Source organism: Corynebacterium sp. AOP40-9SA-29 (assembly GCF_052377405.1).
In the GTDB taxonomy this organism is placed as follows: Bacteria; Actinomycetota; Actinomycetes; order Mycobacteriales; family Mycobacteriaceae; genus Corynebacterium.
Genome location: NZ_JBQSWR010000005.1, coordinates 48,531 through 74,799 on the forward strand (window position 1 = coordinate 48,531; position 26,269 = coordinate 74,799).

The 26,269-nt window shown below is 69.1% G+C and carries 25 protein-coding genes and 1 riboswitch; of the genes, 6 read left to right on the forward strand and 19 right to left on the reverse strand.

Annotation, left to right across the window (positions count from 1 at the left end; translation table 11 throughout):
- Positions 1–36: 36 nt before the first annotated feature.
- The 10 genes from ACT3SZ_RS10035 to gcvP all read right to left on the reverse strand — a co-directional run bounded on the left by ACT3SZ_RS10035 (position 37) and on the right by gcvP (position 10,325).
- Positions 37–1,146 carry a hypothetical protein gene (locus ACT3SZ_RS10035; protein ID WP_444618404.1) on the reverse strand — a complete coding sequence of 370 codons (1,110 nt, stop codon included), beginning with the start codon at positions 1,144–1,146 and terminating at the stop codon, positions 37–39.
- A 191-nt stretch (positions 1,147–1,337) separates the two neighbouring features.
- Entirely contained in the window at positions 1,338–1,991 is a 654-nt protein-coding gene (locus tag ACT3SZ_RS10040; protein ID WP_444618405.1) for a TrmH family RNA methyltransferase, read from the reverse strand.
- Positions 1,988–2,731 (reverse strand): lysoplasmalogenase family protein, encoded by a 744-nt coding sequence (locus ACT3SZ_RS10045; RefSeq protein WP_444618406.1) that lies wholly within the window; start codon positions 2,729–2,731, stop codon positions 1,988–1,990. Before ACT3SZ_RS10045 ends, ACT3SZ_RS10040 begins: the two co-directional genes overlap by 4 nt.
- Positions 2,731–3,282, reverse strand: coding sequence for an orotate phosphoribosyltransferase (gene pyrE, locus ACT3SZ_RS10050; RefSeq protein ID WP_444618407.1), 552 nt, complete (start codon positions 3,280–3,282; stop codon positions 2,731–2,733). The genes ACT3SZ_RS10045 and pyrE overlap by 1 nt, the downstream gene beginning before the upstream one ends.
- 51 nt (positions 3,283–3,333) lie before the next feature.
- Positions 3,334–4,947 (reverse strand): hypothetical protein, encoded by a 1,614-nt coding sequence (locus ACT3SZ_RS10055; protein ID WP_444618408.1) that lies wholly within the window; start codon positions 4,945–4,947, stop codon positions 3,334–3,336.
- A gap of 69 nt (positions 4,948–5,016) precedes the next feature.
- On the reverse strand, positions 5,017–5,433 hold the full coding sequence (locus ACT3SZ_RS10060) for a type II toxin-antitoxin system VapC family toxin (RefSeq protein ID WP_444618409.1): 417 nt from the start codon (positions 5,431–5,433) through the stop codon (positions 5,017–5,019).
- Entirely contained in the window at positions 5,430–5,675 is a 246-nt protein-coding gene (locus ACT3SZ_RS10065) for a FitA-like ribbon-helix-helix domain-containing protein (RefSeq protein ID WP_444618410.1), read from the reverse strand. Before ACT3SZ_RS10065 ends, ACT3SZ_RS10060 begins: the two co-directional genes overlap by 4 nt.
- Before the next feature lie 90 nt (positions 5,676–5,765).
- Positions 5,766–6,158, reverse strand: a complete 393-nt coding sequence (gene gcvH / locus ACT3SZ_RS10070; protein ID WP_444618411.1) for a glycine cleavage system protein GcvH — start codon at positions 6,156–6,158, stop codon at positions 5,766–5,768.
- Between the two features lie 55 nt (positions 6,159–6,213).
- Positions 6,214–7,401, reverse strand: a complete 1,188-nt coding sequence (gene gcvT, locus ACT3SZ_RS10075; RefSeq protein WP_444618412.1) for a glycine cleavage system aminomethyltransferase GcvT — start codon at positions 7,399–7,401, stop codon at positions 6,214–6,216.
- On the reverse strand, positions 7,401–10,325 hold the full coding sequence (gcvP, locus tag ACT3SZ_RS10080; protein WP_444618413.1) for an aminomethyl-transferring glycine dehydrogenase: 2,925 nt from the start codon (positions 10,323–10,325) through the stop codon (positions 7,401–7,403). Before gcvP ends, gcvT begins: the two co-directional genes overlap by 1 nt.
- Before the next feature lie 52 nt (positions 10,326–10,377).
- A riboswitch (glycine riboswitch) is annotated at positions 10,378–10,470 on the reverse strand.
- Positions 10,471–11,172: 702 nt separating this feature from the next.
- Between gcvP and ACT3SZ_RS10085 the strand changes: the two genes are divergently transcribed.
- Both ACT3SZ_RS10085 and ACT3SZ_RS10090 read left to right on the forward strand, forming a co-directional pair.
- A complete protein-coding gene (locus ACT3SZ_RS10085; RefSeq protein ID WP_444618414.1) occupies positions 11,173–11,670 on the forward strand; it encodes a hypothetical protein in 498 nt (165 codons plus the stop codon).
- Positions 11,671–11,703: 33 nt separating this feature from the next.
- Positions 11,704–12,585 carry an SDR family oxidoreductase gene (locus ACT3SZ_RS10090; RefSeq protein ID WP_444618415.1) on the forward strand — a complete coding sequence of 294 codons (882 nt, stop codon included), beginning with the start codon at positions 11,704–11,706 and terminating at the stop codon, positions 12,583–12,585.
- A 7-nt stretch (positions 12,586–12,592) separates the two neighbouring features.
- Here ACT3SZ_RS10090 and ACT3SZ_RS10095 read toward each other — a convergent pair whose 3' ends face one another.
- From ACT3SZ_RS10095 to ACT3SZ_RS10125, 7 genes are all read right to left on the reverse strand, one after another.
- Positions 12,593–12,985: a hypothetical protein gene (locus tag ACT3SZ_RS10095; protein ID WP_444618416.1), complete on the reverse strand. Its 393-nt coding sequence runs from the start codon at positions 12,983–12,985 to the stop codon at positions 12,593–12,595.
- Positions 12,986–13,009: 24 nt separating this feature from the next.
- Positions 13,010–13,537 (reverse strand): PTS sugar transporter subunit IIA, encoded by a 528-nt coding sequence (locus ACT3SZ_RS10100; protein ID WP_444618417.1) that lies wholly within the window; start codon positions 13,535–13,537, stop codon positions 13,010–13,012.
- A 117-nt stretch (positions 13,538–13,654) separates the two neighbouring features.
- Positions 13,655–14,563 carry a sulfurtransferase gene (locus ACT3SZ_RS10105; protein ID WP_444618418.1) on the reverse strand — a complete coding sequence of 303 codons (909 nt, stop codon included), beginning with the start codon at positions 14,561–14,563 and terminating at the stop codon, positions 13,655–13,657.
- Between the two features lie 77 nt (positions 14,564–14,640).
- Positions 14,641–15,252, reverse strand: coding sequence for a response regulator transcription factor (locus ACT3SZ_RS10110; protein WP_444618419.1), 612 nt, complete (start codon positions 15,250–15,252; stop codon positions 14,641–14,643).
- 16 nt (positions 15,253–15,268) lie between these two features.
- On the reverse strand, positions 15,269–16,456 hold the full coding sequence (locus ACT3SZ_RS10115) for a sensor histidine kinase (RefSeq protein WP_444618420.1): 1,188 nt from the start codon (positions 16,454–16,456) through the stop codon (positions 15,269–15,271).
- 29 nt (positions 16,457–16,485) lie between these two features.
- Positions 16,486–17,355: an ABC transporter permease gene (locus tag ACT3SZ_RS10120; protein WP_444618421.1), complete on the reverse strand. Its 870-nt coding sequence runs from the start codon at positions 17,353–17,355 to the stop codon at positions 16,486–16,488.
- Between the two features lie 11 nt (positions 17,356–17,366).
- Complete coding sequence (locus tag ACT3SZ_RS10125) at positions 17,367–18,335, reverse strand: ABC transporter ATP-binding protein (RefSeq protein ID WP_444618422.1); 969 nt, start codon at positions 18,333–18,335, stop codon at positions 17,367–17,369.
- 156 nt (positions 18,336–18,491) lie between these two features.
- On the opposite strand from ACT3SZ_RS10125, the gene ACT3SZ_RS10130 reads away from it, so the two are divergent.
- On the forward strand, positions 18,492–19,553 hold the full coding sequence (locus tag ACT3SZ_RS10130; protein ID WP_444618423.1) for an iron-siderophore ABC transporter substrate-binding protein: 1,062 nt from the start codon (positions 18,492–18,494) through the stop codon (positions 19,551–19,553).
- A 20-nt stretch (positions 19,554–19,573) separates the two neighbouring features.
- On the forward strand, positions 19,574–20,392 hold the full coding sequence (locus tag ACT3SZ_RS10135; protein WP_444618424.1) for an erythromycin esterase family protein: 819 nt from the start codon (positions 19,574–19,576) through the stop codon (positions 20,390–20,392).
- A 110-nt stretch (positions 20,393–20,502) separates the two neighbouring features.
- On the opposite strand, the gene ACT3SZ_RS10140 is transcribed toward ACT3SZ_RS10135, so the two are convergent.
- On the reverse strand, positions 20,503–20,727 hold the full coding sequence (locus tag ACT3SZ_RS10140) for a hypothetical protein (protein WP_444618425.1): 225 nt from the start codon (positions 20,725–20,727) through the stop codon (positions 20,503–20,505).
- Between the two features lie 173 nt (positions 20,728–20,900).
- Here ACT3SZ_RS10140 and ACT3SZ_RS10145 point away from each other — a divergent pair, with 173 nt between their 5' ends.
- Entirely contained in the window at positions 20,901–22,775 is a 1,875-nt protein-coding gene (locus ACT3SZ_RS10145) for a DEAD/DEAH box helicase (protein ID WP_444618426.1), read from the forward strand.
- Positions 22,775–23,371 (forward strand): SWIM zinc finger family protein, encoded by a 597-nt coding sequence (locus ACT3SZ_RS10150; protein ID WP_444618427.1) that lies wholly within the window; start codon positions 22,775–22,777, stop codon positions 23,369–23,371. Before ACT3SZ_RS10145 ends, ACT3SZ_RS10150 begins: the two co-directional genes overlap by 1 nt.
- A gap of 114 nt (positions 23,372–23,485) precedes the next feature.
- On the opposite strand, the gene clpB is transcribed toward ACT3SZ_RS10150, so the two are convergent.
- Positions 23,486–26,080, reverse strand: a complete 2,595-nt coding sequence (gene clpB, locus ACT3SZ_RS10155; RefSeq protein WP_444618428.1) for an ATP-dependent chaperone ClpB — start codon at positions 26,078–26,080, stop codon at positions 23,486–23,488.
- Positions 26,081–26,269 lie beyond the last annotated feature (189 nt).

Consider the following 26,269-nt stretch of genomic DNA (forward strand, 5'->3'; position numbering starts at 1 on the left):
GTGAAATAAAACGTCCCGATAACCGTACCCTGGGACTCACTGCGCCGCGGACCCCAGTTCCCCGTACCGCCGCCCTGCCACAAATACCACCGTCCAGGACACCGCCACCGCAAGCGCGAGCAGGACGGCCAACATCCCCACGGCCGTCACCAGGACGGTGGGGACGATGTTGGCAACCCCCACCAGCGGCGCGACCACCGCGCCACCAATCGCCACGCCGGCGATTCCTCCCAATCCCGCTCCACGGGCACTCGCAGCAACGACGCCCGCCCGAGTGGCGGAGTGTCGCGCCGCGCCGCGTCCAACCACGACTGCGGCCAGGATGAACGCCAACAGGACGACACCGATCAGCATCGGAGAATTCATCACAACCCCGAAGATGCCATCGGAACGTCGCACATCGACGCTCGCCTGGTACCCGCGGTCCTCCAACCCGGAAATGACCGCATCAACGTCATCGCCAGTAACGGCACCGTCGGCACCGTCAGCGGCAACAGTCACAGAGGCCGTGCGGAACCCGACCTCATCCTTGAACTCCTGCTCGCTTACGCCCTCGCCTGCGGCCAACAACGAGACCATCTTCTCGTGGGAACCGAAGAAGGCCCGCGTCGGCACCCCGGGCGGCGTGTCGCCGTAGGTCCCGGCCACCTGCACCGACGTGCTCTGCAACGTCCCCGTCTCCACGCCTGTCCTGACTGTGGAGGCGACCGTGATGTCGCGGCCGAGGTCGATGGTGAAGTCGTGCCCGTCGACGTTATCCGGTGCCAGGACTTCGTCACCGTCCAACGAGAAACCGTCGGTGACACCATCGGGCTTAACGGCAGGACGGTACTCGTAGATCACGCCGTTCCAGCCGTCGGCCTGTTCCTCGCCGGCCGTCTCGGCGTAGATTCCAGCGGCGTCGCCGATGGACACGGTGTCGATGCCGTCCATGTCCGCGATGTCGTCCATGTCGTCCTCGGTGATGCCGTCGGACACGTCCTCCTTCAGCACGGTGAGGACCCGTGGCTGGTCGGAGGGGAGGCCGCCGGCCGCTGTCACTACGGCGCGCAGCGACAGTAGCGGGACGCCGACGACCGCAACGATCAGCACGAGGATGCCGATGTTGGTCGAAAGCTTGCGCAGGATGACTTCCCGATCGCTCATCGGCTACACCCCCGGTGCCCGGAGGGCAGCACGGCCGGTACAGAAGTCAGCGTAGAAGTCGGTGCGGAGGTCAGTGTGGAGAGAGGCACTGAGGTTCCTAACAATCATTTACATATGCAGTACAGAAACTATGTAACCATACCTTTTATCTCCTGCCCTGCCAATGGTTCTCACGGACCTTCAGGCGGGCTTCACCACGCATTTCCCAGGTCCGCGTGCTGACGAACCCAGGTGTGCATGGCGATACCGGCGGCCACCCCGGCGTTGATCGAGCGGGTCGAACCGAACTGGGCGATCGACACCGTCAACGCCGCGGCGTCCTGCGCCTGGGCGGTCACGCCCGGGCCTTCCTGTCCGAATAGCAGCAGGCACCGCTCGGGCAGCCTCGCTGTCTCCAGGGGCACCGAGCCCGGGGTGTTGTCCACCGCCACGACCGTCAGGTCATGCTCGCGGGCAAAGGCGGTCACCGAGTCGGTGTCCGGGTGGTGCATCAGGTGCTGGTAACGGTCGGTGACCATCGCGCCGCGCCGGTTCCACCGCCGCCGGCCCACGATGTGCACCGTGTCCACGGCAAAAGCGTTGGCAGTGCGTACCACGGTGCCGATGTTGGAGTCGTTCTCGAAGTTCTCGATCGCGATATGCAGCCGGTGACGCCGCGAGTCGATGTCGGCGATGATCGACTCCTGCCGCCAGTACCGGTACCCGTCGACAACGTTGCGACGGTCCCCGTTCGCCAGCAGCTCCGGGTCGAAGTGTGCGTCCTCCGGCACCGGCACGCCCGGGTACTCCTGCTCCCAGGGGCCAACGCCGACGGGATGCTCGAACCACTCCGTGGGGCCGGTCATCGCTCTCGTCCTGTCAGTTCCTCGACGATCAGCAGCTGCGCGGCCACGTAAGTCGCCATGACCAGGCCGTCGACCACACCGTCCAGTCGCTGCACCAGCGGCGACTCGCCACGCAGGAACGCCAGACGCGCCAGAATCAGCCCGTCCGACAGGACGAAAAGATTCCCGCCGAGGCCCACCCCGGAGAGGTCCGCACGCCCGTCAGCGTCCCCGGCCTGCGGGTCGGACGCCAACACGGACGTCGCCGCCAACGCCGAACCGTAGCCCGCGGCCGCGGGCAACGCGGCCGGCGCACCGCTGGCCGCGGTGACGATCCCGGAGGCCAGCACCGGCAGGCGCAATGCCACCGTCGAACGACGCGGACGGTGCCCGCTCCGCCACAGCTCGGCGATGTAGGCCACCTGGTTCACGCTGAACGCCGCCGAACCCAAGTTCAGGTTGCGCGCCCTGGTGGCGGCGTCCTCGCTGCGCCCGGCCTCGCCCATGAGCACCACGTCGCCCAGCAGCCCGCCGGCCAACCCGGCGAGCACCACCGGCAGGCGTCCGGCACGTCCAGCACCCCCGGAACGTCCGGCGCGTCCTGCACGCGTGCAGGCGTGCGCGGCGAGCAACGGCATCAGCGCGGGCTTGACCAGCCTGGTCGCCCGGTCACCGCTGCGTCCTGCCGCGGCGGCGACCACAGAGGCCGCACCAGCGGCGAGGTACGCCGCACGCCACGGTGACTTCCGGGCGCGCGACATCAGGCCAGGCCCAGGTCTTCCAGGCCGAGCAGGCTGCGGTACTCCACACCCTCGGCCTCGATGACATCCTTCGCGCCGGTGGCACGGTCGACAACGGTGGCCACACCGGCCACGGTCGCGCCCGCCTCACGCACCGCGGCGACGGCGGTCAGCGGCGAGTTGCCGGTGGTCGTCGTGTCCTCCACGACCAGCACGCGCTTGCCCTCGATATCCGGGCCCTCGATACGGCGCTGCATGCCGTGCTTCTTGGTCTCCTTGCGCACCACGAAGGAGTCGACCGCGTCGCCGGCGTGCATCACGGCGGTGGCCACCGGGTCGGCACCCAACGTCAGCCCACCAACGGCGACGTAGTCCCAGTCGGCGGTGAGCTCGCGCAGCAGTTCACCGATGAGCTTCGAGGACTCGCGGTGCAGCGTGGCGCGGCGCAGGTCAACGTAGTAGTCGGCCTCCTTGCCGGAGGACAGCGTGACCCGGCCGCGGACGACGGAGAGTTCGGTGACCAGCTCGGCGAGTCGCTGCAACTTGTCGGCGTTGACGGTGGGCGTGCTCATGGAGGCGTCCTAACTTGGTGTGCGGGTATGTCCGGTGTGATCTTACGGGGTTCAGGTGTCCTCGGGGTCGACGACCTCCGCGTCAACCTCCGGGTACTCACCCGACTCGCCGATGTGTCGGGCGTGGCGGGCCGACGGCGCACGGTGACGCCCGCGCGAGGCCGCTCCTGCCGCCCCGAGGATGTCTACCTCGGCGGAGGTATCGTCGCCGAAGATGGTGGAACGCTGCTCGGCGGTGCGGATCACCCGCGGCCCGCCGCCGGACACCGTGCGGCTATGGTCCGGGTCCTCCCCGACCGCGGGGATCGGGTCATCATCCTGCGCGGCGCCATCCTGAGCAGGCCTGTCCTGATCGGCGCGGTCAGCTGGGTATTCGGGGAAGGTTGAGGTGTCCCCCATCGTCTGGCCTTCCGAGCGGGTCGGGAAGTCCACCGGGGTGGTCGAGCGTTCCATCCGCGGACGTCCGGTGTCGGCGTCCGAATCGTTCGCCGTCTCGGCGTCGGCGTCTACCTCGCTGTTGGGGGACGACGCCCGACGCGCCGCGTCCGGCACCGCCCGCAGGTGCCCGCGGTGCGCCGGTGCCTGGCGCTCGCCGGACGTACCGGACGCATCGGACGCATCGGACGCCGCACCCGCCGCGTCCTGCGCCTCCGGCTCCTCGGCGACGGCGGTCGCGGCCGCGCGCACGCGAGGACGCGTGGGGTCGGCCCCACTCAGGTCGAGCTCGACCGAGGTCACGCGCGGCGGCAGGACGCGCGAGGCGTCCACCAGCGCACGACCCTGCACCAGCACGTGGTCCCAGATCGGCGGGTCGGTCCTGCGCCCCATCTTCAACGCCACCCACGTGGAACTGAATGCAATGTCCGACACCGAGCCGGCCAGGGCGTGCAATGCCGCCTCCACCCGGCTGTCCAGCATCCGGTCCAGCGCACGATTGTCCGTGGAGTATCCGGTGTACGGCGGACGATCGCACAGCTCGGAGTGACGCATCCCGGCCGGCATGCCGGCAGTATCCGACAGGTGCACGCGCACCGGGGAGAAAAACTCCCGACGCAACGCCACCACCGTCATCCCATTGACCTCGGCGAGGTGGAACTGGTGGCCGCCGGTGAATCCGGAGACCAGGTCGCGCGCCACGGTCGCCGCGGATCCGGTGGCAGCGTCGGCGCTGATCAGCGTCATCAGGCTGTCCGGCCACTCCCCCGGCAAGTAGCGGTCCTCCTTGGCGTATTCGTAGCCGTGGGACTGCGCCCACTGGCGCCGCGAACGACGCCCGGCGAACAGCCCGTTGGAGGACGCTGCGGCGTCGGCCGCGGGCGCGGCTTCGGTTGCTTCTTCCGGGTCCTGCGTCGGTTCCGGGATGGGCTCCGCTGCCTGCTCAGGGGCGGGCTCGGGGATAGCCTCCGGTTCGGGGGCTACTTCCGGCTCACGTTCCTGTTCCTGCCGCACCGTTGGCGCGGCGTCCTGCGGCTCGTCCGGCTGCTCTTCGGTCAATTTGTCCGGCACCGGATCAGCAGTCGAGGCGGGCGCGGGGTCCAACTCCTGCTCAAGGCCAGGCGCTGGGGTGTGCGTCTGGGAGGGGCCTTTCGACGCACGCCAGAACAGGCCCGCGGCGAGAACCAGCAGCGCGAGCCCGAGCAGAAGGACGAGGACGGCGAAAGACATCATGCCAAGCATAAACGAGGTGGCGGTGTAGCCGGGAACCACCGGCACGGGGCATCCCCCGGACCCCGACTACTCGAACGGGTTGATGGTGACGACTCCGGCAGCCTGGAACGGTGCCGTGTCCCTGGTTGCAACGACGTCCCCACGGCACATCGCCACGGCAGCAATCAGCGCGTCAAATTCCATGATCGCTTTCCCATTCCGGCGGGCCCGTGCCCGAAGCGCGGAATATGCCGAGGTCGCCTCGGCATCGAACGGGAGGATCCGTCCCCGAAATTGGGCCACGAACTGTCCCTCGAACTGTTCCAGAATCGAGTTTCTCCGAGCACCGTCCGGGAGAGCTGCGATCCCGTATCGAATTTCCGCCAGAGTGACGGACGTTAGGTACAGGGTTTCCGTGGGCTGGGCGTCCAGCCAATCGACGACTCGCCGGTTCGGACGCTGACGCATCGCTTCCGAAACCACGTTGGTATCCAGGATGATCATGAAAAGTCCAGCGGCTCCCGGCCCCACTGGCTTCGGACAGCCTCCGGATCGGCATCGAGATCAACGCCGCCGAACTCAGCACCGATGGCGGCGAGCACGGAACCGATCCCGACAGAAGGTTTCACAGCCCCGTCCAGGATCGCTCGAACCTCCGCCTCGGCGCTCCGATTGTTGGCGCGGGCCTGTGCTTTGATCCCACGGTGGGTTTCGTCCGACAAACCTCGGACTGTAATCGCAGCCATGACCAAACTCCCGTTCTCTCTGATATCACTTAGCAGAAATGATATCAGAGAGAATGTTCGAGAGGAAGGGCCACAAAACTACCCCGGCCCCTACTGATTGTCGGCGGCGTATGCCTCGTGATCCATCAGATCGTCGTCGGCGGGGGCCTCAGAGACGGCGACCTCGTAGAGCCAGCCGGCACCGTAGGGGTCGTCGTTGATCACGCCGGCGTTGTCCTCGAGGCCCTCGTTGACGGCGGTGATCTCGCCGGAGACCGGGGCGTAGATGTCGGACACGGACTTGGTGGACTCGACCTCGCCGTAGGGCTCGCCGGCCTCGACCTCGGTGCCGACCTCGGGAAGTTCGACGAAGACGATCTCGCCCAGCGCCTCGGCGGCGATGTGGGTGATGCCGACGCGCACGGTGTCACCGGCGGCGACGGAGGTGGCGTTCACCCACTCGTGCTCCTCGGAGTACAGGCGGTCGGTGGGCAGTGCAGTCATGGGATTCTCCTCAGCAGAAAAAGTGCAGTCAGGGGTGGTGCAGTCAGGGTGGATATTACTTCTGGCGCGTGTAGAACGGCAGCGCAACGACGGTATAGGGGTGGGCCTTGCCGCGGATGTCAACGGTCACCGTCGAGCCCACGGATGCCACGCCGCCCTCGGCGGCCGCCTCGGCGGCGACGTAGCCCATCGCCACCGGGTGGCCCAGCGTCGGCGACAGCGCGCCGGACGTGACCTCGCCGAGCCGGACGCCCTCAGCGTCGGCAGCGGCGTCCTGGATCTCGTAGCCGCCGCGCGCGGCACGGCGCCCCTCGCCGACCAGGCCGATGAGCGTCTGCTTCGTGCCCTCCTCCTTGGCGCGCACGATGGCGTCGCGTCCGACGAACTCCTCCTTGGACTTCGTCGCGGCGAGGATGCCCAGCCCGGCGTCCACCGGGGTGAGCTGCAGGCTCAGCTCATTGCCGTAGAGCGGCATGCCGGCCTCCAGGCGCAGCGTGTCGCGCGCCGCCAGGCCGCAGGGGCGCACCCCGTGCGGGGCACCGGCGGCGAGCGCCGCGTCCCACACGGCGGTCGCCTGTGCGCCGTCGGTCCCGTTCTCCACGAAGATCTCGAAACCGTCCTCACCGGTGTAGCCGGTGCGGGCGATGATCGCCGGCACGCCGGCGACGGTGCCCTGGAAGGCGGCGTAGTAGCCCAGCCCGCCCACGGCGTCCTGCACGGTTTGTCCTGCGCCGGACGCCTCAGGCGCGTCGGTGACAGCCTCGACGATCTCCAGCATCACCGCGGCGGCCTGCGGGCCCTGTACGGCGATCAGGGAGATGTCGTCGGTCTGGTCGGTGAGCGTGACGTCGAAGCCGTCCGCACGCTCGCGCAAGGCCTCGGCGACGGCGGGGGCGTTGCCGGCGTTGGGGATCACCAGGTACTCCTCGTCGGCGAGCACGTAGGTGATCAGGTCGTCGATGATGCCGCCGTCTGCGGTGCAGATCATCGAGTACTTCGCCTTGCCGACCTTCACGGCCGACAGGCGCGAGACCAGCGCGTGGTCGAGGAAGGCCGCGGCGTCCGGCCCGGTGACCCGGACCTCGCCCATGTGCGAGAGGTCGAAGACGCCCACGGCCTCACGGACCGCGCGGTGCTCCTCGAGCTCCTTGTCGTACTTCAGGGGCATGTCCCAGCCGCCGAAGTCGGTGAACTTCGCGCCGAGCTTCTCGTGGACCGGGTGCAGTGCGGTGTGCTTGGTCATCAGTTCTCGCTCTCGGTAGCTGCTTCTGCAGCTTCGATATCGAAGTCCTCCAGCGGCGGGCAGGAGCACATCAGGTTGCGGTCGCCGTAGGCGTCGTCGATGCGGCGCACGGTCGGGAAGTACTTGTCGCGACGCAGCGACGCCACCGGGAAGGCGGCCTTCTCGCGGGAGAAGTGGCCGTGCGAGACGGCGTCGGCGAAGTCGTCGCGCACCACCGAGGTGGCGGTGAACGGCGCGTGGCGCAGGACGGAGTCCTCAACCGCGACGTCCCCGGCGATGACCTCGTCGATCTCGGCGCGGATGGTGCGCAGCGCGGTGATGAAGCGGTCCAGCTCGTCCTTGTCCTCGGACTCGGTGGGCTCCACCATCAGCGTGCCCGCCACCGGGAAGGCCAGCGTGGGGGCGTGGAAGCCGAAGTCCATCAGGCGCTTGGTCACGTCCGCGGCGGTCACGCCGGACTGCTTGGTCAGCTCACGCAGATCCAGGATGCACTCGTGGGCGACCAGGCCGTTCTCCCCGGTGTAGAGTGTGGGGAAGCTGTCGGCGAGCTGGCGGGAGATGTAGTTGGCGTTGACCAGCGCCATGCGCGAGGCCTCGGTGAGACCCTCGTCGCCCATCATGGCGATGTAGGTCCACGAGATCGGCAGCACGCCGGCGGAACCCTGGTTCGCCTGGGAGACCGGGCGTCCCTCCTGCACGCCGGGCTCCACGGTCACGTCGGCCCACGGGTCGGACGGCAGGAACGGCACGAGGTGCTCGCCCACGCACACCGGGCCCACGCCCGGGCCGCCGCCGCCGTGCGGGATGGTGAAGGTCTTGTGCAGGTTCAGGTGGCTGACGTCGCCGCCGAACTCACCGGGCTGTGCCAGCCCGACCAGGGCGTTGAGGTTTGCCCCGTCGATGTAGACCTGGCCGCCGGCGTCGTGCACCTTCGCGCACACGTCGCGCACGTGCTCCTCGAACACCCCGTGGGTGGAGGGGTAGGTGATCATGATGCCGGCGATCTGCTCGCCGTACTTGGCGATCTTCGCGTCGAGGTCGTCGAGGTCGATCGAGCCGTCGTCGGCGTTCTTCACACCGACGACCTTCAGTCCGGCCAGGGCGGCGGACGCGGCGTTCGTGCCGTGGGCGGACGCCGGGATGAGCACCAGCGTGCGCTGGTCGTCGCCGTTGGCGACGTGGAAACGACGGATCGCCAGCAGGCCGGCGAGCTCACCCTGCGAGCCGGCGTTGGGCTGCACCGACACCGCGGCGTAGCCGGTGATCTTCGCCAGCCGGTCCTCCAGGTCGTCGATGAGCTCCAGCCAGCCGGTGGCCTGGTCCTCCGGCACCATCGGGTGGATGCCGGCGAACTCCGGCCAGGTGATCGGCTCCATCGACACCGCGGCGTTGAGCTTCATGGTGCACGAGCCCAGCGGGATCATCGTGCGGTCCAGCGCCAGGTCGCGTCCGGCCAGACGACGCATGTAGCGCATCATCTGCGTCTCCGAGGACACCGAGTGGAACACCGGGTGGGTGAGGATGTCGTCGGTGCGCAGCAGGTCGGCCAGCGGGCCGTCCTGCGCGGTGAAGGACGCCGTGGCCACCGAGCCACGCGCGCCGGCGACGACGGCGAGCAGCTCGGCGGCGTCGGCGTCCGTCGTGGACTCGCCGACGGAGATGCCGACGTGCTTCTCGTCGACGTGGCGCAGGTTGAAGCCCGCCTCACAGGCGGCGGCGACGGTCGCCGCAGCGTCCGGCACCTGCACGGTGACCGTGTCGAAGAAACGGTCGTGGGCGAGGGTGAAGCCCGCCTCAGACAGGCCCACGGCCAGCGCGGTCGCCCGGCCGTGCACCGCCGTGGCGATCTCCCGCAGGCCCTGCGGGCCGTGCCAGACGGCGTAGAAGCTGGCCACCACGGCCAGCAGCGCCTGGGCGGTGCAGATGTTGGACGTCGCCTTGTCGCGGCGGATGTGCTGCTCACGGGTCTGCAGCGACAGGCGGTAGGCCGGGGTGCCCTCGGCGTCCACCGACACACCCACGATGCGGCCCGGCAGCTTGCGCTGCATGGACTCCCGGCAGGCCAGGAACGCCGCGTGCGGGCCGCCGAAGAACAACGGCACACCGAAACGCTGCGCCGAACCCACCGCGATGTCCGCACCCGACTCGCCCGGCGAAGTGACCAGCACCTGCGCCAGCAGGTCGCAGGCCACGGTGACCAGGGCGTCCTGCGCGTGCGCGGCATCGACGACCTCGGCGAGGTCGTCGCGCAACCCGCCGGTGGTGCCCGGATTCGACACGACCACACCGATCAGCGCGTCCTGCCGTGCGGCGATCTGCTCGGCGGTGACGTCCACGATCTCCACCGCGATGTCCACCGCCGCGGCACGCGCACGCGTGATGTTGATGCTCGACGGGTGCAGGGCGGCGTCCAGCAGGACGACACCGTCCTTCTTCGCCGCCTTCGTGTTCACCCGCGCCATCATCTGCACGGCCTCGGCGACGGCGGTCGCCTCGTCCAGCAGGGACGCACCGGCGACCGGCAGGCCCGTGAGGTCGCTGACCATCGTCTGGAAGTTCAGCAACGCCTCCAGGCGGCCCTGCGAGATCTCCGGCTGGTACGGCGTGTAGGCGGTGTACCAGCCCGGGTTCTCCACCACGTTGCGACGGATCACCGCCGGGGTGACCGTGTCGTGGTAGCCGGCGCCGATGAGCTGCTTCTTCACCGTGTTCTTCGCGGCGAAACCACGCAGCGTGGCCAGGGCCTCGGTCTCGTCGAGCGCCGGGGCCAGGCCGATGGGGCCCTGCTGGGCGATGCTGGCGGGCAGGGCCGCGGCGGCGAGCTCTTTTGTGCTGCCGTAGCCGAGCGTGCTGAGGATCTCCGCGGTCGCGGCCGCGTCAGGGCCGATATGACGGTTCGGGAATGCGTCGTGGGGCGTAGCCATGTGTCAGGGGGTCTCTTCCTGTGTGTGCTGTGGTGCGGACACGGGTGTACTCCCTCCCCACTCTGTCGATGGTGCCTGAGAGCTTTTTCTCCTTCGGCGGCCGGGTCACGGACGACGGTGACCGGCTCTTTCCAGAGCTGCCTCGCCACAATGGTGCTGGTGCCTGAGAGTGTCGACGGGGAGGTGTTGCTCCTACGGCGGCCGGTGCTGGTGCCGGCCTCTCCCACAGTGGCTGCGAACGGCGGATTCAGTTGTGGACAGTTCGCGGTCAGTATAACCGCGGATGTGGCGTGGCACACCAGAAACGGTTGGATCGCGGGTGTGGGTGTGGGTGTGGCGCGGGTGGGCGGAGGTTGGTGTGCGGGCGGTGCGTGGCGGCGCGGGGCGGTGCGGGGCGAGCGAGGCAACCCCGCGCCGCGTGCCAGATTCGGGCCGCGCGTGCCACGAAGAGGGCGGATCCTGTACGCGGCGCGGGGTCGGCGCCGCGCAGCGACTGACGTCCCCTGCGCACCCGGACACGGATGACGGCCAACGATCCGGCCAGGACCGTCCGGCAGGCATGGGAAGACACCTTCCGGACACTCGACCGATCAGTGGAGAGGACTCCTCACCACCGGTAAGCCCGGTCGACGTCGGAAAGACGACCACATCGAGCCCACCTCCTCTTGAGGAAGGCGGCGTGACCCCGCGTCGCGTGCCGGATTCGGGCCGCGCGTGCCGCGGAAAGGGCGGATCCTGTACGTGGTGCGGGGTCGGTGCCGCGCAGCGATTGACGCACGATCGGACGCCACCTACGGTTCCTATAGCTCGCCGCCCTCCCCCCGCTCTCTCCACTCTCCGAGGCCCGATGAACAAGACCACGCTCGCCGCCCTCTCACTCGCCGCCGCAGCGGCGCTCTGCGCCTGCACCCCTTCCGCCCGCGACTCCGAACAAGCGCAGGACGCTACGACGCAGGACGCCACGGCGTCCGGCACGAACGGCACGACCGCAACGCCCGGCACGCCCGCAGCGTCCGGCACGAACGAGGACGTCGCGCCGCGCGGCGGCGACGCGCCGGTGCTCGGAGCGTCCGACGCTGGTGGTGCCTGTGATCCGGGCGTCATCGACATCGACCACGAGAAGAACACGCCGCACGTCACCTACCACGGCAAACCCGGCGACACGGTGGACATCACCTACGTCGAGAATGACGGCACCACCACAGACTCGACCTTCGAACTCCACGACAACGCGACGATGCACTCGACGGGAGCCACGATCTTCAACGGCGACCTGGACCGCATTGAAGTCGCTGCGTCCGGCACCACGGGCACGCCGGGGGAATGCGTCATCGACGTATCCTGACGGACGCCGCGCGGAACGGGTATCACTGGTTGCATGAAGAAAACCTCCGCGCATGGTGTCCTCGCCCGCTTCCGCGCCCCGAAACTGCCCGTCCCCCGTCAGGGCGACACGGCTCTGGTCACCGGCGCTACGTCCGGCATCGGTGCCGCCACGGCAAAAGAACTGGCCAGGCGCAGTTTCCGGGTCATCGGCACCTCCCGTGACCCCGGCTCGGCGGCCGCGCAGGCGAATACGCCGGACGGGGTGGAACTCATCGCCCTGGACCTCGGCGACCCCGCGTCCATCGCCGGGGTGCCGGATGCGCTCGCGAATATCGGTGCCGGGCCAATCACCGTGCTGATCAACAACGCCGGGGAGAGCCAGAACGGGCCGCTGGAGGAACTCCCCCGCGACGCTCTGGAGAGACTCTTCCAGGTCAACGTGATCGGGCACGTCGAACTCACCCAGGCCCTGCTGCCGCAAATGCGCGCCGCCCGACGAGGACGCATCGTGTTCGTCGGCTCCATGCTCGGCAGTTTCCCGCTGGCCTACCGCGGCAGCTACGGCGCCTCGAAGGCCGCGATCAAGGCTTTCGCCTTCTCTGCGCGCCGCGAGGTCGCCCGCTTCGGCATCGGTGTGAGTGTGATGGAACCCGGTGCGATCAACACCGGGCTCTCCGAGCGCCGCACGATCTACGTCGACGACCACGGCCCCTACGCCGAGGAGTTCGCCACGATGCTGACCCACCTCAATAACAACGAGGCCACCGGCATCACCGCCGAACCCGTCGCCGCGGAGATCCTCAGAGCCGTGTCGGACGCGCGGCCCCGCCCGCTCTACGCGACCGGGTCAAGTGCGCGGTTCGCGTTCCCCGCCGCCCGGCTGCTGCCGCGCGACACGATGGGCGGGATCATCGCCGCCAAGCACGGGTTGTAAGCGAGCATCACGGCCGGCGCGAATAGAACAGGTCGCGCCACGGCCGGGCGGACAGTGCCACCACCGAGGCACCGACAATGCCGGTGAACATGCTCGCGCTGGCGATCACGTTGACCCACAACAGCATGGCGTTGCCCAGCACCAGTTCCAGCATCAGCACCAGTGCGCCAATCGTCCCTGCCCAGCTCAGCCCCACGAAAACGCGGTTGACCGGGTGACGGGCCGGGCCGAAGTAGCCGCGCTCGGTGAAGACGATGCCGCCGAGCATCAGCAGGATCAGCACCCCGAAGTAGCCGTAGAAAAGCAGTTCCCCCCACCGCGCGTCCACCCGGTCACCGAGTCGGGTGACCCCCAGGAGCATGAGGAGGACGCACGTCACGGTGGTGAATCGGCGGAGCATGCCACCAGCATAAGGGTCCGACGCTCAGAACCGGAACAGCACATCCCCCGGCTCGGAGGGTTCGCCGGGCATGAGCCCCTCCTCGACACCGCTGTCCTGCTGCATCATCACCACCGCCACGATCGGGTCGAAGCCGAGCCGGCCGATGGACAATGGCGCGTAGGTGGTGATCCGCTGGCCGACCTGCACCCGTGCGCCCTGCTCGACGTGGTTGGAGTAGCCCTGCCCGTCGAGCTGCGCGGTGTCGATGCCGATGTGCACGAGGACCGGCAGCCCGTCGTCGGTGGTGACGAGGAAGAGATGCGGCATCAGCCGGGTGAGCACACCTGCCACCGGCGAGCACACGGTCACGTACTCCACCCCTGGGTCCGGGACCACCGCCATGCCGGGCCCCACCGTGCCCGCGGCGAACAGGGGGTCCGGTACGGCGGAGAGCGGCGCGACGGTGCCGGGCATGGGGGTCACCACGTCGAGCGTGCCGGAGACAGCTTCTGTGGCAGCTTCTGCAGCAGAGCCGGTCGTGTCGGTCACTGCCTTGCCTGCGTCCTCCATGTGGCCTCCCGGTCCATTGCGGTGTTGGGCGTCGGTGGCCAAAGGATAGAACGAGTGGCACACGCGTCGGGGCAGAACCGCATTATTTCGTCGAGAAAAGTTCTTCCGGTTCTGAGACTACCCCAACGCCACCGGACGCGACCGGTCGGAGGACCACTGCGACCATCCACCCACGAAGTGGCGCGCCGCCGGCAGCCCGGCGTGCTCCATCAGCGCGATGAGCAGTGCCGAGCTCACCCCGGACCCGGAGTAGACCACGGTCTCCGCAGCGACGTCGTCGCCGGTGATGCCGTGCTCGGCGAGACGCTCGCGCACCACCTCGGGGGACGGGACGCGCCCCTCGTCGAGCAGCTCGGCGACGGGCACGCCGATCGCGCCGGGGATGTGGCCGGCGCGGCGGTCCAGGCGCTCGCGGCGTCCTTCAAAGCGGTCCGCCGGGCGGGTGTCGATGAGCAACGGGGCCGCCGCCCCGGTGGACGCCGCGGCGGAGATCTCCCGCACCTCGTCCAGCGACGCCGTCGGCATCGTCGGCGCGCCGCCGGCGAGGACCTCGAAGGTGCCGCGTCCGCGCAGGCAGCCGATACCGGCGGCAATATCGCCACCGGCGGCCAGCCAGGCCGGCGTCCCACCGTCGAGGATGCGCACGTCGGTGACGCCCGCCCACCGCAGGACCCACCACGCGCGGGCGGCGTAGATCAGCCCGCCGCGGTCGTAGATGCGCACCGGGACGCCGGGCTGAATGCCCCAGTCGTCGACGAAGTGCTGCAGGACGGCCCGGCTGGGCAGCGGGTTGCGCCCGGCGGTCGCCGACGGCGAGCCGGACAGCATGGTGTCGGGGTTACAGAAGAAGGAACCGGGGATGTGCCTGGTCACGTACAGATTCCAGGCAGCGTGCTCACCCCACTCCCAGTCGGAGTCGAGGACGATCATCCGCTCGCCACGGCTGCTGCCCTCAAAGAGGTCGGTGGCGGAGATGAAGGGTTCGGCGGACGTTGTTGCGGAGGTGTCGGACTGGCTCAGGGTCATGCCGACCAGTTTACGAGGGAAAGCGTGCCGCCGCCGCCTCGCATAACGAAGCTCACAGCCAGGCTCACAGCCAGCCGCTACAGCCAGCCGCGCTCGCGGGCGATGCGCCAGGCCTCGAAACGGGTGGCCGCCCCCGTCTTCGACATCGCCGAAGACAGGTAGTTGCGCGTGGTACCCGCCGCCAGGTGCACGGTCTCGGCGATCTGCTCGACGGAGCCGCCCTGCCCGGCGACCTCCAGCAATTCCGTCTCGCGCTCGGTCAGCGGCGACTCGCCCGCGCCGATCGCCTGGGCGGCGAGCTCCGGGTCGAGGTAGCGGCGTCCGGCGTGCACGGTGCGCACCGCAGTGGCGAACTCCACCGCGGAGGACGTCTTGGGCACGAAGCCGGCAACGCCGGCGGCCAGCGCCCGCTTGAGCTGGCGGGGACGCCCGTGGCTGGTCACGATCAGCACGGCGACGTCCTCCGGGAGGCCGGCGGCGGTCTCCACCCCGTCGATACCGCCCATCTGCAGATCGGTGACGACGACGTCCGGCGCGCGGTGCGTCCGGCACCAGTCGAGCAGTTCCTCACCGGAGCCGAGGGTGGCGACGACGTCGAGGTCGTCCTCCAGCGACAGCAGGGTCGACAGCGAGCTGGCCACCAGGGACTCGTCGTCGACGACGGCCACCCGGACGGGTTCTGTGCTCATGGTTGCTCCTTTATCTCTACTGCCCTGGTAAGCGAAGGGTCACGCGGAAGACGGTACCGTCGCGTTCGGCGACGAGTTCCGCGCCGAGCGGCTCGGCGCGACGCCGGATCCCCGCCAGGCCCGACAGCCGTTCAATGCCGCGGGTCACGCCGTCATTGCTCATTGTCACCGCTTCGTCGGCGCCGGATGTGAACGCCAGCCGCACGCGCGTCGCGGCAGAATGACGCACCACGTTCGTCGTCCCCTCGCGCACCAGCCACGCCGCCAGCTCGCGCATCGGCTCCGACAGGGCCGTGGGGTCGCCGTCGACGTCCAGGTGGACGCCGGCGCTGTGCAGCAGTTGCCGCGCGCCGTCGACCTCCGTCGACAGGTTGACCGCCCGGTAACCGTCCACCACCTCATGCATCTCGATGACGGAGGTCCGAGCCAGTTCCTGGAGCTGTCCGAGCTCACTGTCGGCGCGCTCGTCGCCGCGCGCGACCAGCGCACGCGCCAACTCCGCCTTCAACGACATCGCCGCCAGACGCTGACCGAGGGTGTCGTGCAGCTCCTGGGAGAACCGCAGACGTTCCTCGCTGACCTGCAGGGCAGCGTCCGTGAGGCGAGCACGGTCGAGCTGCTTGGCGATGTTGACCGTCCACGCCGAGGCCACCACAGTGGTCATCAGGAACGTCCCGAAGAACAACGGCACCCATTCCAGCTCATCCCACATGAGCACCGACGTCGCCGCCGAGAACACCAGGATGAGCGTCCAGCGCCACGGCAGCCACGGCAGCACCGCCGTCGGAGCGACGAGGATGGCGATGACCACCAGGCCCAGCCCCGTCACCGCCGTCGCGGACGACCCCGCCACATACAGCAGGACGCCCAGCGTCCAGACGACCGCGGTGGCCGCGCCCGTCACGGCCACGAGCCGTCCGGTAGGACGCCGCGGCCGGGTGTTGAACTCCGGGCGCCGCTCCACGACCACCAGGGCCACGACGGTCAGCGCCAGCCCCGACCCCGCGACCAGGGCCTGCTGCCACAGGTTGAGCGCGGACCCCTGACCTGCGACGGCCAGCGGGAACAGGACGGCGAAGGCGCCGAAGGCGGCGACCATCAGCTGCATGGACAGGCGCGTATATACCGCGAGCTTCGCGCCGGCACCGAGCCCGCGCCACGTCCTGCGTGGGCGGGTAACGGACTCCAGCACGGTCGGGTTCATGGGCTCCATTAAAGCAGTGGTGCCGGACGTCAGCGCCGGACGTCCCAGCGGATGTAACGAGCACCGGCCCACACGCACACCGCCGCCCACGCCAGCAGGATCAGCATCATCGGCCACGTCTCTGCGAGGACCTCGCCGGAACTCAACGCGGCGACGCCGTCCATCCGGCCCACCGTGGTGCTGCCCGCCCAGCCGTACTGGGCCAGGTCGAAGATCAGGGCAAACGGGGTGCGGGCGAGGACCTCGTCCACACCCTCCGGGTAGAGCTGACGGAAGTTGCCCATCGTGGCGAACATCAGCAGCATCACCGGCATCGAGGTGATCTGCGCGGCCTCCGGATTCTTCGTGAACCCGCTGGTCACCAGGGCCAGACCACTGGTGACCGCCAGGCCGAGCAGCACAGCGACGATGAGCGGCAGCACATTCACCGGCCCCGGCGCGCCGAAGACCATGAGCAGCACCGACATCAGCACCGTGAACACGATGGTCAGCACCGCCCCAGGGAAGGAGGACGCGCCGAGGATCTCGGCGTCGCGCGCCTCGCCGGTGCGCAGACGTTTGAGCACGCCCTCGTCCCGGCGCGTGGTCACCATGGACAGCACGGTGTAGAACTGCACGAACATCAGGGCGAAGAGCAGGAAATACTCCAGCGCCGTGGCCGCGGCCTCGACCTTCGACTGTGCATCGTCGCCGGAGAGGATGAAGAACATCGCCAGGCCGAAGCCGATGGGGATGAGCGTGGCGTTGACGAGCAGGGTCTTGTTGCGGCGGAACTGGAGGGTCTCCGCGCGGGCCAGGGCGACGAAGCGCCGGAGGGAAGTACCGCTGGAGGCGGTGGTGCCGGTGGAGCTGGTGGAGTTCTCGGAGGTACGGGTGGTTTCACGTGCGGTGGTAGTCATGACGGGTCCTTTCAGACGGTGCTGTCGCGTCCGGCGATCTTGGCGAAGACGCGCTCGAGGCTGGCGGGGCGGGCAGAGAAGTGGCCGAGGGTGACGTCGTTGGCGGCGGCCCAGTCGAGCAGCCGGTGGGTGTCCTCCTGCAGCCGGGAGGTCTCGATACGCAGCCGCACCCCGTCACGGGTGACCTGCGCGCCGGGGAAGGACGGGAAGACGTCCTGCTGGCGTCCTGCGAGGTTCCCGCCGGCGGCGCCGGCGCCCGCAGCGTCCGGCAGGGTGAAGCTGATCTCGGCGCCCTCGGTGGCGGCGAGGTCGTCCAGCCGGCCCTCGACGGCGATCACGCCGGCGTCCATGATGGCGATCCGGTCGGCCAGACGCTCCGCCTCCTCCAGGTAGTGGGTGGTCAGGATCATCGTCACGCCGCGGTCCTTCAACGCCGCGAGCAACTCCCAGGTGCGGGCGCGCGACTCCGGGTCCAGGCCCGTGGTCGGCTCGTCGAGGATCACGATGCCCGGGTCGTTGAGCAGCGCGCAGGCGAGGTCGAGGCGACGCTGCTCGCCGCCGGACAGCGAACCGACGCGCACATCGGTGCGGTGGTTCAAATCCACCTCGCCGAGCACGTCGTCGACCGGCAACGGGGTGGAACACGTGCCCGCCCACATGCGCATCGTCTCGGCGACGGTGAGCTCCTTGGGCAGCCCGCCGGACTGCAGCATGATGCCGAGTTCCGGACGGATCTGCACGCGGTCGGCGATCGGGTCCATGCCCAGGACGCGCACGGTGCCCTGCGACGGGGCGGCGAGGCCCTCGACGATCTCGAGAGTGGAGGTCTTGCCCGCACCATTGGTGCCGAGCAGGCCGTAGACCTCGCCTTGGCGTACGTCGAAGGAGATCCCCTTGACGGCGGTGTAGGCGTTCTTGGACTTCTTCGCCTGGTAGGTGCGGGTCAGGTCGGTGACGCTGATGACGGGTGCTGTACTCATACCTATGATCCTGCCGCGGCCCGGTCGGTGCAGGTAGAGGGGTTTGTCATGAGCTGGCGCGCGGATGTCACGGGATCGGTATGACAGATGTCATGTTCGCGGCCGAGTGTAGGCTATCCTCTTGACTATTCACCGTCCCGAACAATGAGGATCACCATGACCGTCAGCTACATCCCCCTGCGCCGCGTCTCCGCGGCCCTCTGCGCCACGGCGGTCGCCGTCTCGCTCGTCGCCTGCTCCGATGATTCAGACGATTCAGGCTCTGCGGGTTCTGGAGGATCCTCGAGTTCCGCGAACGCCGACGCCTTCCCCGTCACCATCGACTCCGCCCTCGGCGCCGCCACCATCGAGGAGGAGCCCGAGCGTGTCGTCACCATCGGGTGGGGCAGCCAGGACGTTGCCCTCGCCCTCGGCGTGACCCCCGTCGGCATGCAGGACATGAGCGGCGATACCGGCGACGACACCGGCGTGCTGCCCTGGGACCAGGAGGCGCTCGACGGCAGCGATAGCGCAGACAGCGCCGAGCCGGAACTGCTCGACGCGTCGTCCGACGAGCTGCCCTTCGAGGAGATCCTCAACCTCGAGCCGGACGTGATCCTCGCCGTGAACTCCGGCGTCACCGACGACCAGTACTCACGCCTCAGCGACATCGCCCCCACCGTGGCCTACCCCGGTGAGGCCTGGCAGACCAGTTGGGAGGATCAGACCACCACCGTGGGCAAGGCGCTGGGACGCAGCGACGAGGCCGAGCAGCTCGTCGAGGACACCAACCAGCTCATCGCCGACGCCAAGGATGAGCACCCCGAGTTCGACGGGAAGACCATCGCCTTCGCCTCGGGGACCAGCGCCGACGGCCTGAACACCTACCTCGCCACCGACTCCCGGGTGACGCTGCTCGAACAGCTCGGTTTCAGCATCGCCCCGAGCGTGCCCACGTCCGGGGAGTCCTTCTCCGTGTCGGTGAGCAAGGAGAACTGGTCCTCCATCGACTCCGATGTCCTGGTCTCCTGGTACCTCAGCGAGGAGATCCAGGAAGAGCTCGAGTCCGACGCCGGCTTCGCCCGCATTCCGGCCGTCGAGCGCGGCGGCTACGTGCCCCTCGTCGACCCGCCGATGGTGTACGCCACCAGCGCGATCTCGGTGCTGAGCCTGCCGTGGATGCTGGACAACTACCTGCCGCTGCTGCAGTCCGCCGCAGAGGGCGACTCCCCCCTGTGACGGACGCTGCGACGGATGCTGTGACGGACGCTGATCTGCTGCCCGTCCCGCACCCGGCCGGCGTGGCCGCCGTCGACGCACTCATCGCCGACGCCCGCGTCATCGGCTGGGCCGAGGGCCTGCACAACTGCGCGGAGTACCTCGCTGCCCGCAACGCGGTGATCGTGCACGGCGTGACTTCCGGGGCGTTCCGCCTCATCGCTGCGGAAACCAACGCCGAACAGGCCCGCGACGTGGACCGCTACCTCGCCGGCGACGGGCAGGACGCTCCGGACGCTCCGGACGCGCCGCCGGACGAGCTGGTCACCGCCATGTGGTCCTGGTACCGCACGCCGCTGGCGCACAACGCCGCACTACTGCGGTGGCTACGCGCCTACAATGCCAGCGTCGCGTCCTCACGCCGTGTCGTCTTCACCGGGCTCGACTCCTTCGACGGGGACCACCGTGACCTCGACGCGCGTGACCGCGTGCAGTACGACAACCTGCGCCGTCTCGCTGACGAGCACCCGGGCGAGCGCATTCTGCTGTTCGAGCAGACCGAGCACCTCGACCCCACGCTCGCCGGCTCCCTCGGCTCCCACCTGGCCGGCGGCGATCTCGGCGTCTACCGCGTCGCCGGTGCGCTGTGGACCCCGGGCGACCCACGCGCCCGCTACCCGCTGGGCCCCTACGCTCCGCTGGCGGAGGCTGCGGCGGCGGCTACAACGGCGGACCCGACAGCGGCCGGCGCCGTGCCGACACCGCTCGTCGACGGCATCACCCTATTCCCTCACTCCTGGGCCGGCCCGTTCGACCTGCTGCTGATGTCCGACCGTTTGCACGACGCCCCACACGCCTGACCATCCTCCCCTGCACGCTTCACCGCCCCAACAACGGTTTCTGTCCAAGATCACCAACGAAGCAGCCACTTCGCCACCCACGGCAGACAGAAATCGTCGTTCCCTCCCCGTCAGCCCAGGTGAACCGCGTGTGATGCCTTGGTCTCCTCCACAGCGATCCGCATGGCGTCCTCTTCTGTCAGCCCGGGCGCCGGGGCACCCTGCGAAGCCGCGAGATTCGCGAGGACCGCGTACCGGAATTCCTCGTCCGTCCGGGGTTCCGGCCACCCATCGGCGCTGATCTTCGCGCGGATACGTTCCTCGGCAGCGTCCCTGTCTGCCTGCGTGATCGCCATCGCAGCCCCCTTCGGCCAGCGTAGATGTGTCACTCAAAGTTATCAGCCCGCGGACGCCGGGGGAAGGCTCCATCCGCACCCCCGAAAGTGTTGTACCCAGCCGCGTCGCCATATGCGGAGCGTGCGGCGCGTCCCGTAGCCTTGCCCGGCACCCGCCCCCGCCTGCACGAAGGATGATCGTCCTGCCAAGTTCTGCCTCACGCCTCCAGGCCACGTACCTTCCCGCCGAGCACGGCGTCGCCTGGTGGGGCGTCGACGACCTCGCCGCCACGATGGACGCCGCAGGGCTTCCCGCCGGGCGTGCGACGACCGCGCGTCTGGTGGTGCCGGACGGCGAGAGTCTGCAGGTGGAGGACGTGGAGGTGTGCGTCACCGATCTGCTCACTACCGCGCGGTGCCTGTCCACGCTCACGCGCGTGCGCCATCTGGACGCCTCGGCGCGGGCGTGGCGCACGGCGTCCCGCAACGTCCTGCGTCCTCGCGCAGGACGCGACACGGACGCCGCGCTCACCGAGGTCGCCGGCGTCCTGCCGCCCGCCGGGCACGCCGTCCCGGACGAGGACGCCGCGGCGATCCCGTCCGCCGCCGCCCATCTCGCCCGCTTCCGCGACGATCTGGACACCGCAGGACGCCTCGACGGGCAGGTCCTCGCCGACCTGCGTCCGTACCAGGCGCAGGGCGTGGCCTGGTTGCGCGCCCGCGTGCGCGACGACGGCGGCGCGCTGCTCGCCGACGACATGGGGCTCGGCAAGACGCTGCAGGTCATCGCCCTGCTCGCGACGTCCTGCCCGACGCGCGCCCACCTGGTCGTCTGCCCGACCTCGCTGCTGGGCAACTGGGCGCGCGAACTGCAGCGCTTCGCGCCGCAACTGCCGGTGCTGCGCTACCACGGCAGCACCCGCGAGTTGCCCGAGGACCTCGCCGCCGGCACCGTGGTGCTCACCAGCTACCCGCTGGTGCGCTCCGACGCCGCGTTGCGCGACCGGACGTGGGGCATCACCGTCTTCGACGAGGCCCAGCAGCTCAAGAACCCGTCCTCGCAGGTCACACGCGCCGCCGTGGCGTTGGACGCCGAGGCGCGCGTACTGATGACCGGCACGCCGGTGGAGAACGACCTCGACGAACTGTGGTCGCTGTTCTCCGTCGCGGTCCCGCAGGTCCTGGGCACGCGCGCACGCTTCCGCACCCGCTTCGCCACCCCGATCCGGCGGCGGCAGTCGCGCACGGCGGCGGCGCGGCTGTCCACGACGATCGCGCCGCACATGCTGCGTCGGACGAAGGACGGCGTGGCGCTCGAACTCCCGCCGCGCCTCGACACCACCGTGTACTGCGGCCTCACCGCCGCGCAACGCGGCCTCTACCGCGACGCGGTCACCGCCGCCTTCAGCACCGGCTTCCACCACGGCGCAGGACGCAGCGGGCAGATCCTCGCGCTGCTGACCTCCCTGAAGCAGATCTGCAACCATCCTGACCAGTACCTTCATGCCGAGGGCACGCCTGCGCCGGGACGCTCGGGCAAGTTCGACCGGGTCGCCGAGATGCTCGCCGAGATCACCGCCGGTGGCGAGCGCGCCCTGGTGTTCACCCAGTACCGGGCGATGGGCGAACTGCTGTCCGACGGACTCGCCGACCATCTCGGCTGCGCTGCCCTGCCCTTCCTCCACGGCGGGATGTCCGCCGCCGACCGCGACGAAATGGTCCGACGCTTCCAGGAGGACGACGACGCCCCGCCCATACTCATCCTCAGCCTGCGCGCCGCCGGATTCGGCCTGAACCTGACCCGCGCCTCACACGTCATCCACTACGACCGGTGGTGGAACCCGGCGGTGGAGGAACAGGCCACCGCGCGGGCCCACCGCATCGGCCAGAAGAACCGGCTGAGCGTGCACACCATGGTCGTCGGCGGGACGTTCGAGGAGCACATCCAGAAGATGCACCGGGCAAAAAAGAGCCTGGCCAACGCCGTGACCGGCGACGACAGCGCTGAACTGACCAGCATGTCCGACGAGGAACTACGCGACGTGGTCGACCTGAAGGAGGAGTACTGATGGCCGAGGCCGAGTTCGGGGCGACGCTGTGGGGACGCGCCTGGCTACGCACCGTGGAACGCACCGACGGGACACCGCGCGCCCAACTGCCCAAGGCCCGCAGCCTCGCCCGGAACCATAAGGTGGAGTTGGTCCTGCCGGGCGCGGCTGGTGTTGCTGCTGTAACTGCGACGGTGGCCGATGGATCCTCCACCCACACCGTGACGCTCGCCCCCTGCGGCTGGAGCGCCGCCGAGCAGGACGCCGCGGGGAGCGTCCTGGCCGCTCTGCGTCCGGACGCCAGCGGCGATTTGCCGGACGACCTGATCGGCCGCTTCAGCGACGCCGGCGTCTCCGTCGTCCCTGCTACACCGGACGAGACGGCGTCCTGCACGTGCCGTGCCCGGTCAAAGCCGTGCGCGCACATTCTAGCGACGCTGTACACCGTGGTGTCGACCATCGACGAACGCCCGCTCACCGCACTGGAACTGCGCTGCCCCGATGGCATCGGCAGTGGTGGCGGCAACGGTGGCGGTGCCGATGCCGATGCCGATGCCGACTGGATCGCGCTGGAGGACATCGACCCGGCGACCTTCTTCGATCCGCCGGTGCGCTGAGCCTGTCCCAGCGCACACCAAAAACACCAACGACGGTTTCTGTCCGGAATGACCGGCGAAGTGGAAACTTCGTCAGTCAGATTAGACAGAAACCGTCGGTTCGTCCGGGGCGGACTACGCCTCGTGCGCCACAGCCTCGATGGTGAGCGCATCGGCGGTCGGGTCGGCGACCTCAGAGGCGTCGCGCGGCAGGTCCACCTTCACGGTGTCACCGTCGCGGACCTCACCGGCGAGCAGCTTCTTCGCCAGCGCGTCGCCAATCGCCTTCTGGATCAGGCGACGCAGCGGCCGGGCACCGTAGGCCGGTTCGTAGCCGCGCTCGGCGAGCCACGCCTTGGCGTCCTCGGTGACCTGCAGGTCGAGCCGTCGGGCGGCGAGCCGCTCGGCGAGCTGGGCGACCTGGATGTCCACGATGGAGGTCAGCTGCTCCTGCGACAGGGCATCGAAGATGACCACGTCGTCGAGCCGGTTGATGAACTCCGGCTTGAACGCCGCCTTCACCGCATTCATCACCTGCTCGTCACTGCCACCGGCGCCGAGGTTGGAGGTCAGCAGAAGGATGGTGTTGCGGAAGTCCACCGTCCTGCCCTGCCCGTCGGTCAGGCGTCCTTCATCCAGGACCTGCAGCAGCACGTCGAAGACGTCCGGGTGTGCCTTCTCGACCTCGTCGAACAGCACCACCGTGTAGGGGCGGCGCCGCACGGCCTCGGTCAGCTGGCCGCCGGCGTCGTAGCCGACGTATCCGGGAGGCGCACCGACGAGACGGGCCACGGAGTGCTTCTCGCCGTACTCGGACATGTCGATGCGCACCATGGCGTGCTCGTCGTCGAAGAGGAACTCCGCCAGCGACTTCGCCAGCTCCGTCTTGCCGACACCGGTCGGGCCGAGGAACAGGAAAGAGCCGGTAGGACGGTCCGGATCGGCGACGCCAGCGCGGGAGCGACGCACCGCGTCGGAGACGGCGGTGACCGCCTCGTCCTGCCCGACGACGCGTCCACCGATGACCTTCTCCATGGCCAGCAGCTTCTCGGTCTCACCCTCCAGCATCTTGCCGGCGGGCACACCGGTCCACGCGGAGACGACGTCGGCGATGGTGTCCGGGGTGACCTCTTCGGTGAGCATGCGCTGCTCCTCGGCCTGGGCGGCCTCATACTCCGCCTCGCCGACCTGCTTCTCGAGCTCCGGGATGCGTCCGTAGCGCAGCTCGGCGACGCGGGCGTAGTCACCGTCGCGCTCGGCGATCTCGGACTCGGTGCGCAGCCCGTCGAGTTCCTCCTTCAGCTCGCGCAGTCGGTCGATGGAGCCACGCTCGTTCTCCCAGCGGGCCATGAGCCCGTTGAGCTTCTCGCGCTCGTCCTCGAGTTCGGCACGCAGCTTGACCAGGCGGTCCTTGGAGGCGTCGTCGGTCTCCTGGCTCAGGGCCATCTCCTCGATCTCGAGGCGTCGGACGATGCGCTCGGCGTCGTCGATCTCCTCGGGGCGCGAGTCGATCTCCATACGTAGACGCGACGCGGCCTCGTCGACCAGGTCGATGGCCTTGTCCGGCAGGAACCGGCTGGTGATGTAGCGGTCCGACAGGGACGCGGCACTGACCAGCGCGGAGTCCTGGATCCGCACGCCGTGGTGGACCTCGTAGCGCTCCTTGAGCCCACGCAGGATGCCGACGGTGTCCTCCACGGTCGGCTCACCGACGTAGACCTGCTGGAAACGACGCTCCAGGGCGGCGTCCTTCTCGATGTACTTGCGGTACTCGTCGAGGGTGGTGGCGCCGACGAGGCGCAGTTCACCGCGGGCGAGCAGCGGCTTGATCATATTGCCGGCGTCCATCGCAGATTCGCCGGTGGCACCGGCGCCGACGATGGTGTGCAGCTCGTCGATGAAGGTGACGACCTCGCCGTCGGCCTCCTTGATCTCGTCGAGGACGGCCTTGAGGCGTTCCTCGAACTCGCCGCGGTACTTCGCGCCGGCGACCATGGAGCCCAGGTCGAGGCTGATCAGCTTCTTTCCGCGCAGGGACTCGGGCACGTCGCCGGCGACGATGCGCCGGGCGAGGCCTTCGACAATGGCGGTCTTGCCCACACCGGGTTCGCCGATGAGCACGGGGTTGTTCTTCGTGCGCCGCGACAGCACCTGGACCACGCGGCGGATCTCCTGGTCACGTCCGATGACCGGGTCGATCTTGCCTTCGCGGGCGCGGGCGGTCAGGTCGGTGGAGTACTTCTCCAACGCCTGGAACTGACCTTCGGGCTCCTCGGTGGTGACCTTGCGGTTGCCGCGGACGGACTCGAAGGACCCACGGATGGCCTCGAACGTGCCGCCGCGGTTGTGCAGGGCCTTGGCCGCCTCGGAGTCGCCCTTGGCGATGCCGGCGAGCAGCACCTCGGTGGAGACGTAGGTGTCGCCGAGTTCCTCGGCGAGTTCCTGCGCGGCGGTCAGGGAGTTGAGGGCGTCCCGGTTGAAGTTGGGGTTGGCCATCCCGGAGCCGGACGCCTGCGGGTAGCCGGCGACGAGGTCGCGGGCGTCGCGCAGGACGTCGTCAGCGTCGACGCCGGCGGCCTGCAGGACGGGGCGGGCGATGGAGTCCTCCTGGTCGAGGATCGCCACGAGGAGGTGCGCCGGACGGATGTCCGGGTTACCGTTGGCGCTGGCGGACTGCAGTGCAGCCTGCATGGCCTCCTGGGTACGGGTGGTGGGAGTGAATCCGCTCATCGTCAGTCTCCTTCTCTGCGTGTGCGTGCCGGTGTCTACTTTAGCGCGTTCGTGTCAACTTTCGCTTACGGTCATTCCAACGCGCCTAGACTTGAGTCTGTTCCACTCAACCAGCAATACTTTGTGTGACGCTCATCACTTTTCGCTTTCGCTTCAGACACCATTGTTCCGCGTGCCACAATGGTCCGT

Excerpts from the sequence above, each read along its gene's own strand:
- ACT3SZ_RS10035 (WP_444618404.1), bottom strand. The coding sequence starts at position 1,146 with ATGAGCGATCGGGAAGTCATCCTGCGCAAGCTTTCGACCAACATCGGC.
- ACT3SZ_RS10040 (WP_444618405.1), bottom strand. The coding sequence starts at position 1,991 with ATGACCGGCCCCACGGAGTGGTTCGAGCATCCCGTCGGCGTTGGCCCC.
- ACT3SZ_RS10045 (WP_444618406.1), bottom strand. The coding sequence starts at position 2,731 with ATGTCGCGCGCCCGGAAGTCACCGTGGCGTGCGGCGTACCTCGCCGCT.
- pyrE (WP_444618407.1), bottom strand. The coding sequence starts at position 3,282 with ATGAGCACGCCCACCGTCAACGCCGACAAGTTGCAGCGACTCGCCGAG.
- ACT3SZ_RS10055 (WP_444618408.1), bottom strand. The coding sequence starts at position 4,947 with ATGTCTTTCGCCGTCCTCGTCCTTCTGCTCGGGCTCGCGCTGCTGGTT.
- ACT3SZ_RS10060 (WP_444618409.1), bottom strand. The coding sequence starts at position 5,433 with ATGATCATCCTGGATACCAACGTGGTTTCGGAAGCGATGCGTCAGCGT.
- ACT3SZ_RS10065 (WP_444618410.1), bottom strand. The coding sequence starts at position 5,675 with ATGGCTGCGATTACAGTCCGAGGTTTGTCGGACGAAACCCACCGTGGG.
- gcvH (WP_444618411.1), bottom strand. The coding sequence starts at position 6,158 with ATGACTGCACTGCCCACCGACCGCCTGTACTCCGAGGAGCACGAGTGG.
- gcvT (WP_444618412.1), bottom strand. The coding sequence starts at position 7,401 with ATGACCAAGCACACCGCACTGCACCCGGTCCACGAGAAGCTCGGCGCG.
- gcvP (WP_444618413.1), bottom strand. The coding sequence starts at position 10,325 with ATGGCTACGCCCCACGACGCATTCCCGAACCGTCATATCGGCCCTGAC.
- ACT3SZ_RS10085 (WP_444618414.1), top strand. The coding sequence starts at position 11,173 with ATGAACAAGACCACGCTCGCCGCCCTCTCACTCGCCGCCGCAGCGGCG.
- ACT3SZ_RS10090 (WP_444618415.1), top strand. The coding sequence starts at position 11,704 with ATGAAGAAAACCTCCGCGCATGGTGTCCTCGCCCGCTTCCGCGCCCCG.
- ACT3SZ_RS10095 (WP_444618416.1), bottom strand. The coding sequence starts at position 12,985 with ATGCTCCGCCGATTCACCACCGTGACGTGCGTCCTCCTCATGCTCCTG.
- ACT3SZ_RS10100 (WP_444618417.1), bottom strand. The coding sequence starts at position 13,537 with ATGGAGGACGCAGGCAAGGCAGTGACCGACACGACCGGCTCTGCTGCA.
- ACT3SZ_RS10105 (WP_444618418.1), bottom strand. The coding sequence starts at position 14,563 with ATGACCCTGAGCCAGTCCGACACCTCCGCAACAACGTCCGCCGAACCC.
- ACT3SZ_RS10110 (WP_444618419.1), bottom strand. The coding sequence starts at position 15,252 with ATGAGCACAGAACCCGTCCGGGTGGCCGTCGTCGACGACGAGTCCCTG.
- ACT3SZ_RS10115 (WP_444618420.1), bottom strand. The coding sequence starts at position 16,456 with ATGAACCCGACCGTGCTGGAGTCCGTTACCCGCCCACGCAGGACGTGG.
- ACT3SZ_RS10120 (WP_444618421.1), bottom strand. The coding sequence starts at position 17,355 with ATGACTACCACCGCACGTGAAACCACCCGTACCTCCGAGAACTCCACC.
- ACT3SZ_RS10125 (WP_444618422.1), bottom strand. The coding sequence starts at position 18,335 with ATGAGTACAGCACCCGTCATCAGCGTCACCGACCTGACCCGCACCTAC.
- ACT3SZ_RS10130 (WP_444618423.1), top strand. The coding sequence starts at position 18,492 with ATGACCGTCAGCTACATCCCCCTGCGCCGCGTCTCCGCGGCCCTCTGC.
- ACT3SZ_RS10140 (WP_444618425.1), bottom strand. The coding sequence starts at position 20,727 with ATGGCGATCACGCAGGCAGACAGGGACGCTGCCGAGGAACGTATCCGC.
- ACT3SZ_RS10145 (WP_444618426.1), top strand. The coding sequence starts at position 20,901 with ATGATCGTCCTGCCAAGTTCTGCCTCACGCCTCCAGGCCACGTACCTT.
- ACT3SZ_RS10150 (WP_444618427.1), top strand. The coding sequence starts at position 22,775 with ATGGCCGAGGCCGAGTTCGGGGCGACGCTGTGGGGACGCGCCTGGCTA.
- clpB (WP_444618428.1), bottom strand. The coding sequence starts at position 26,080 with ATGAGCGGATTCACTCCCACCACCCGTACCCAGGAGGCCATGCAGGCT.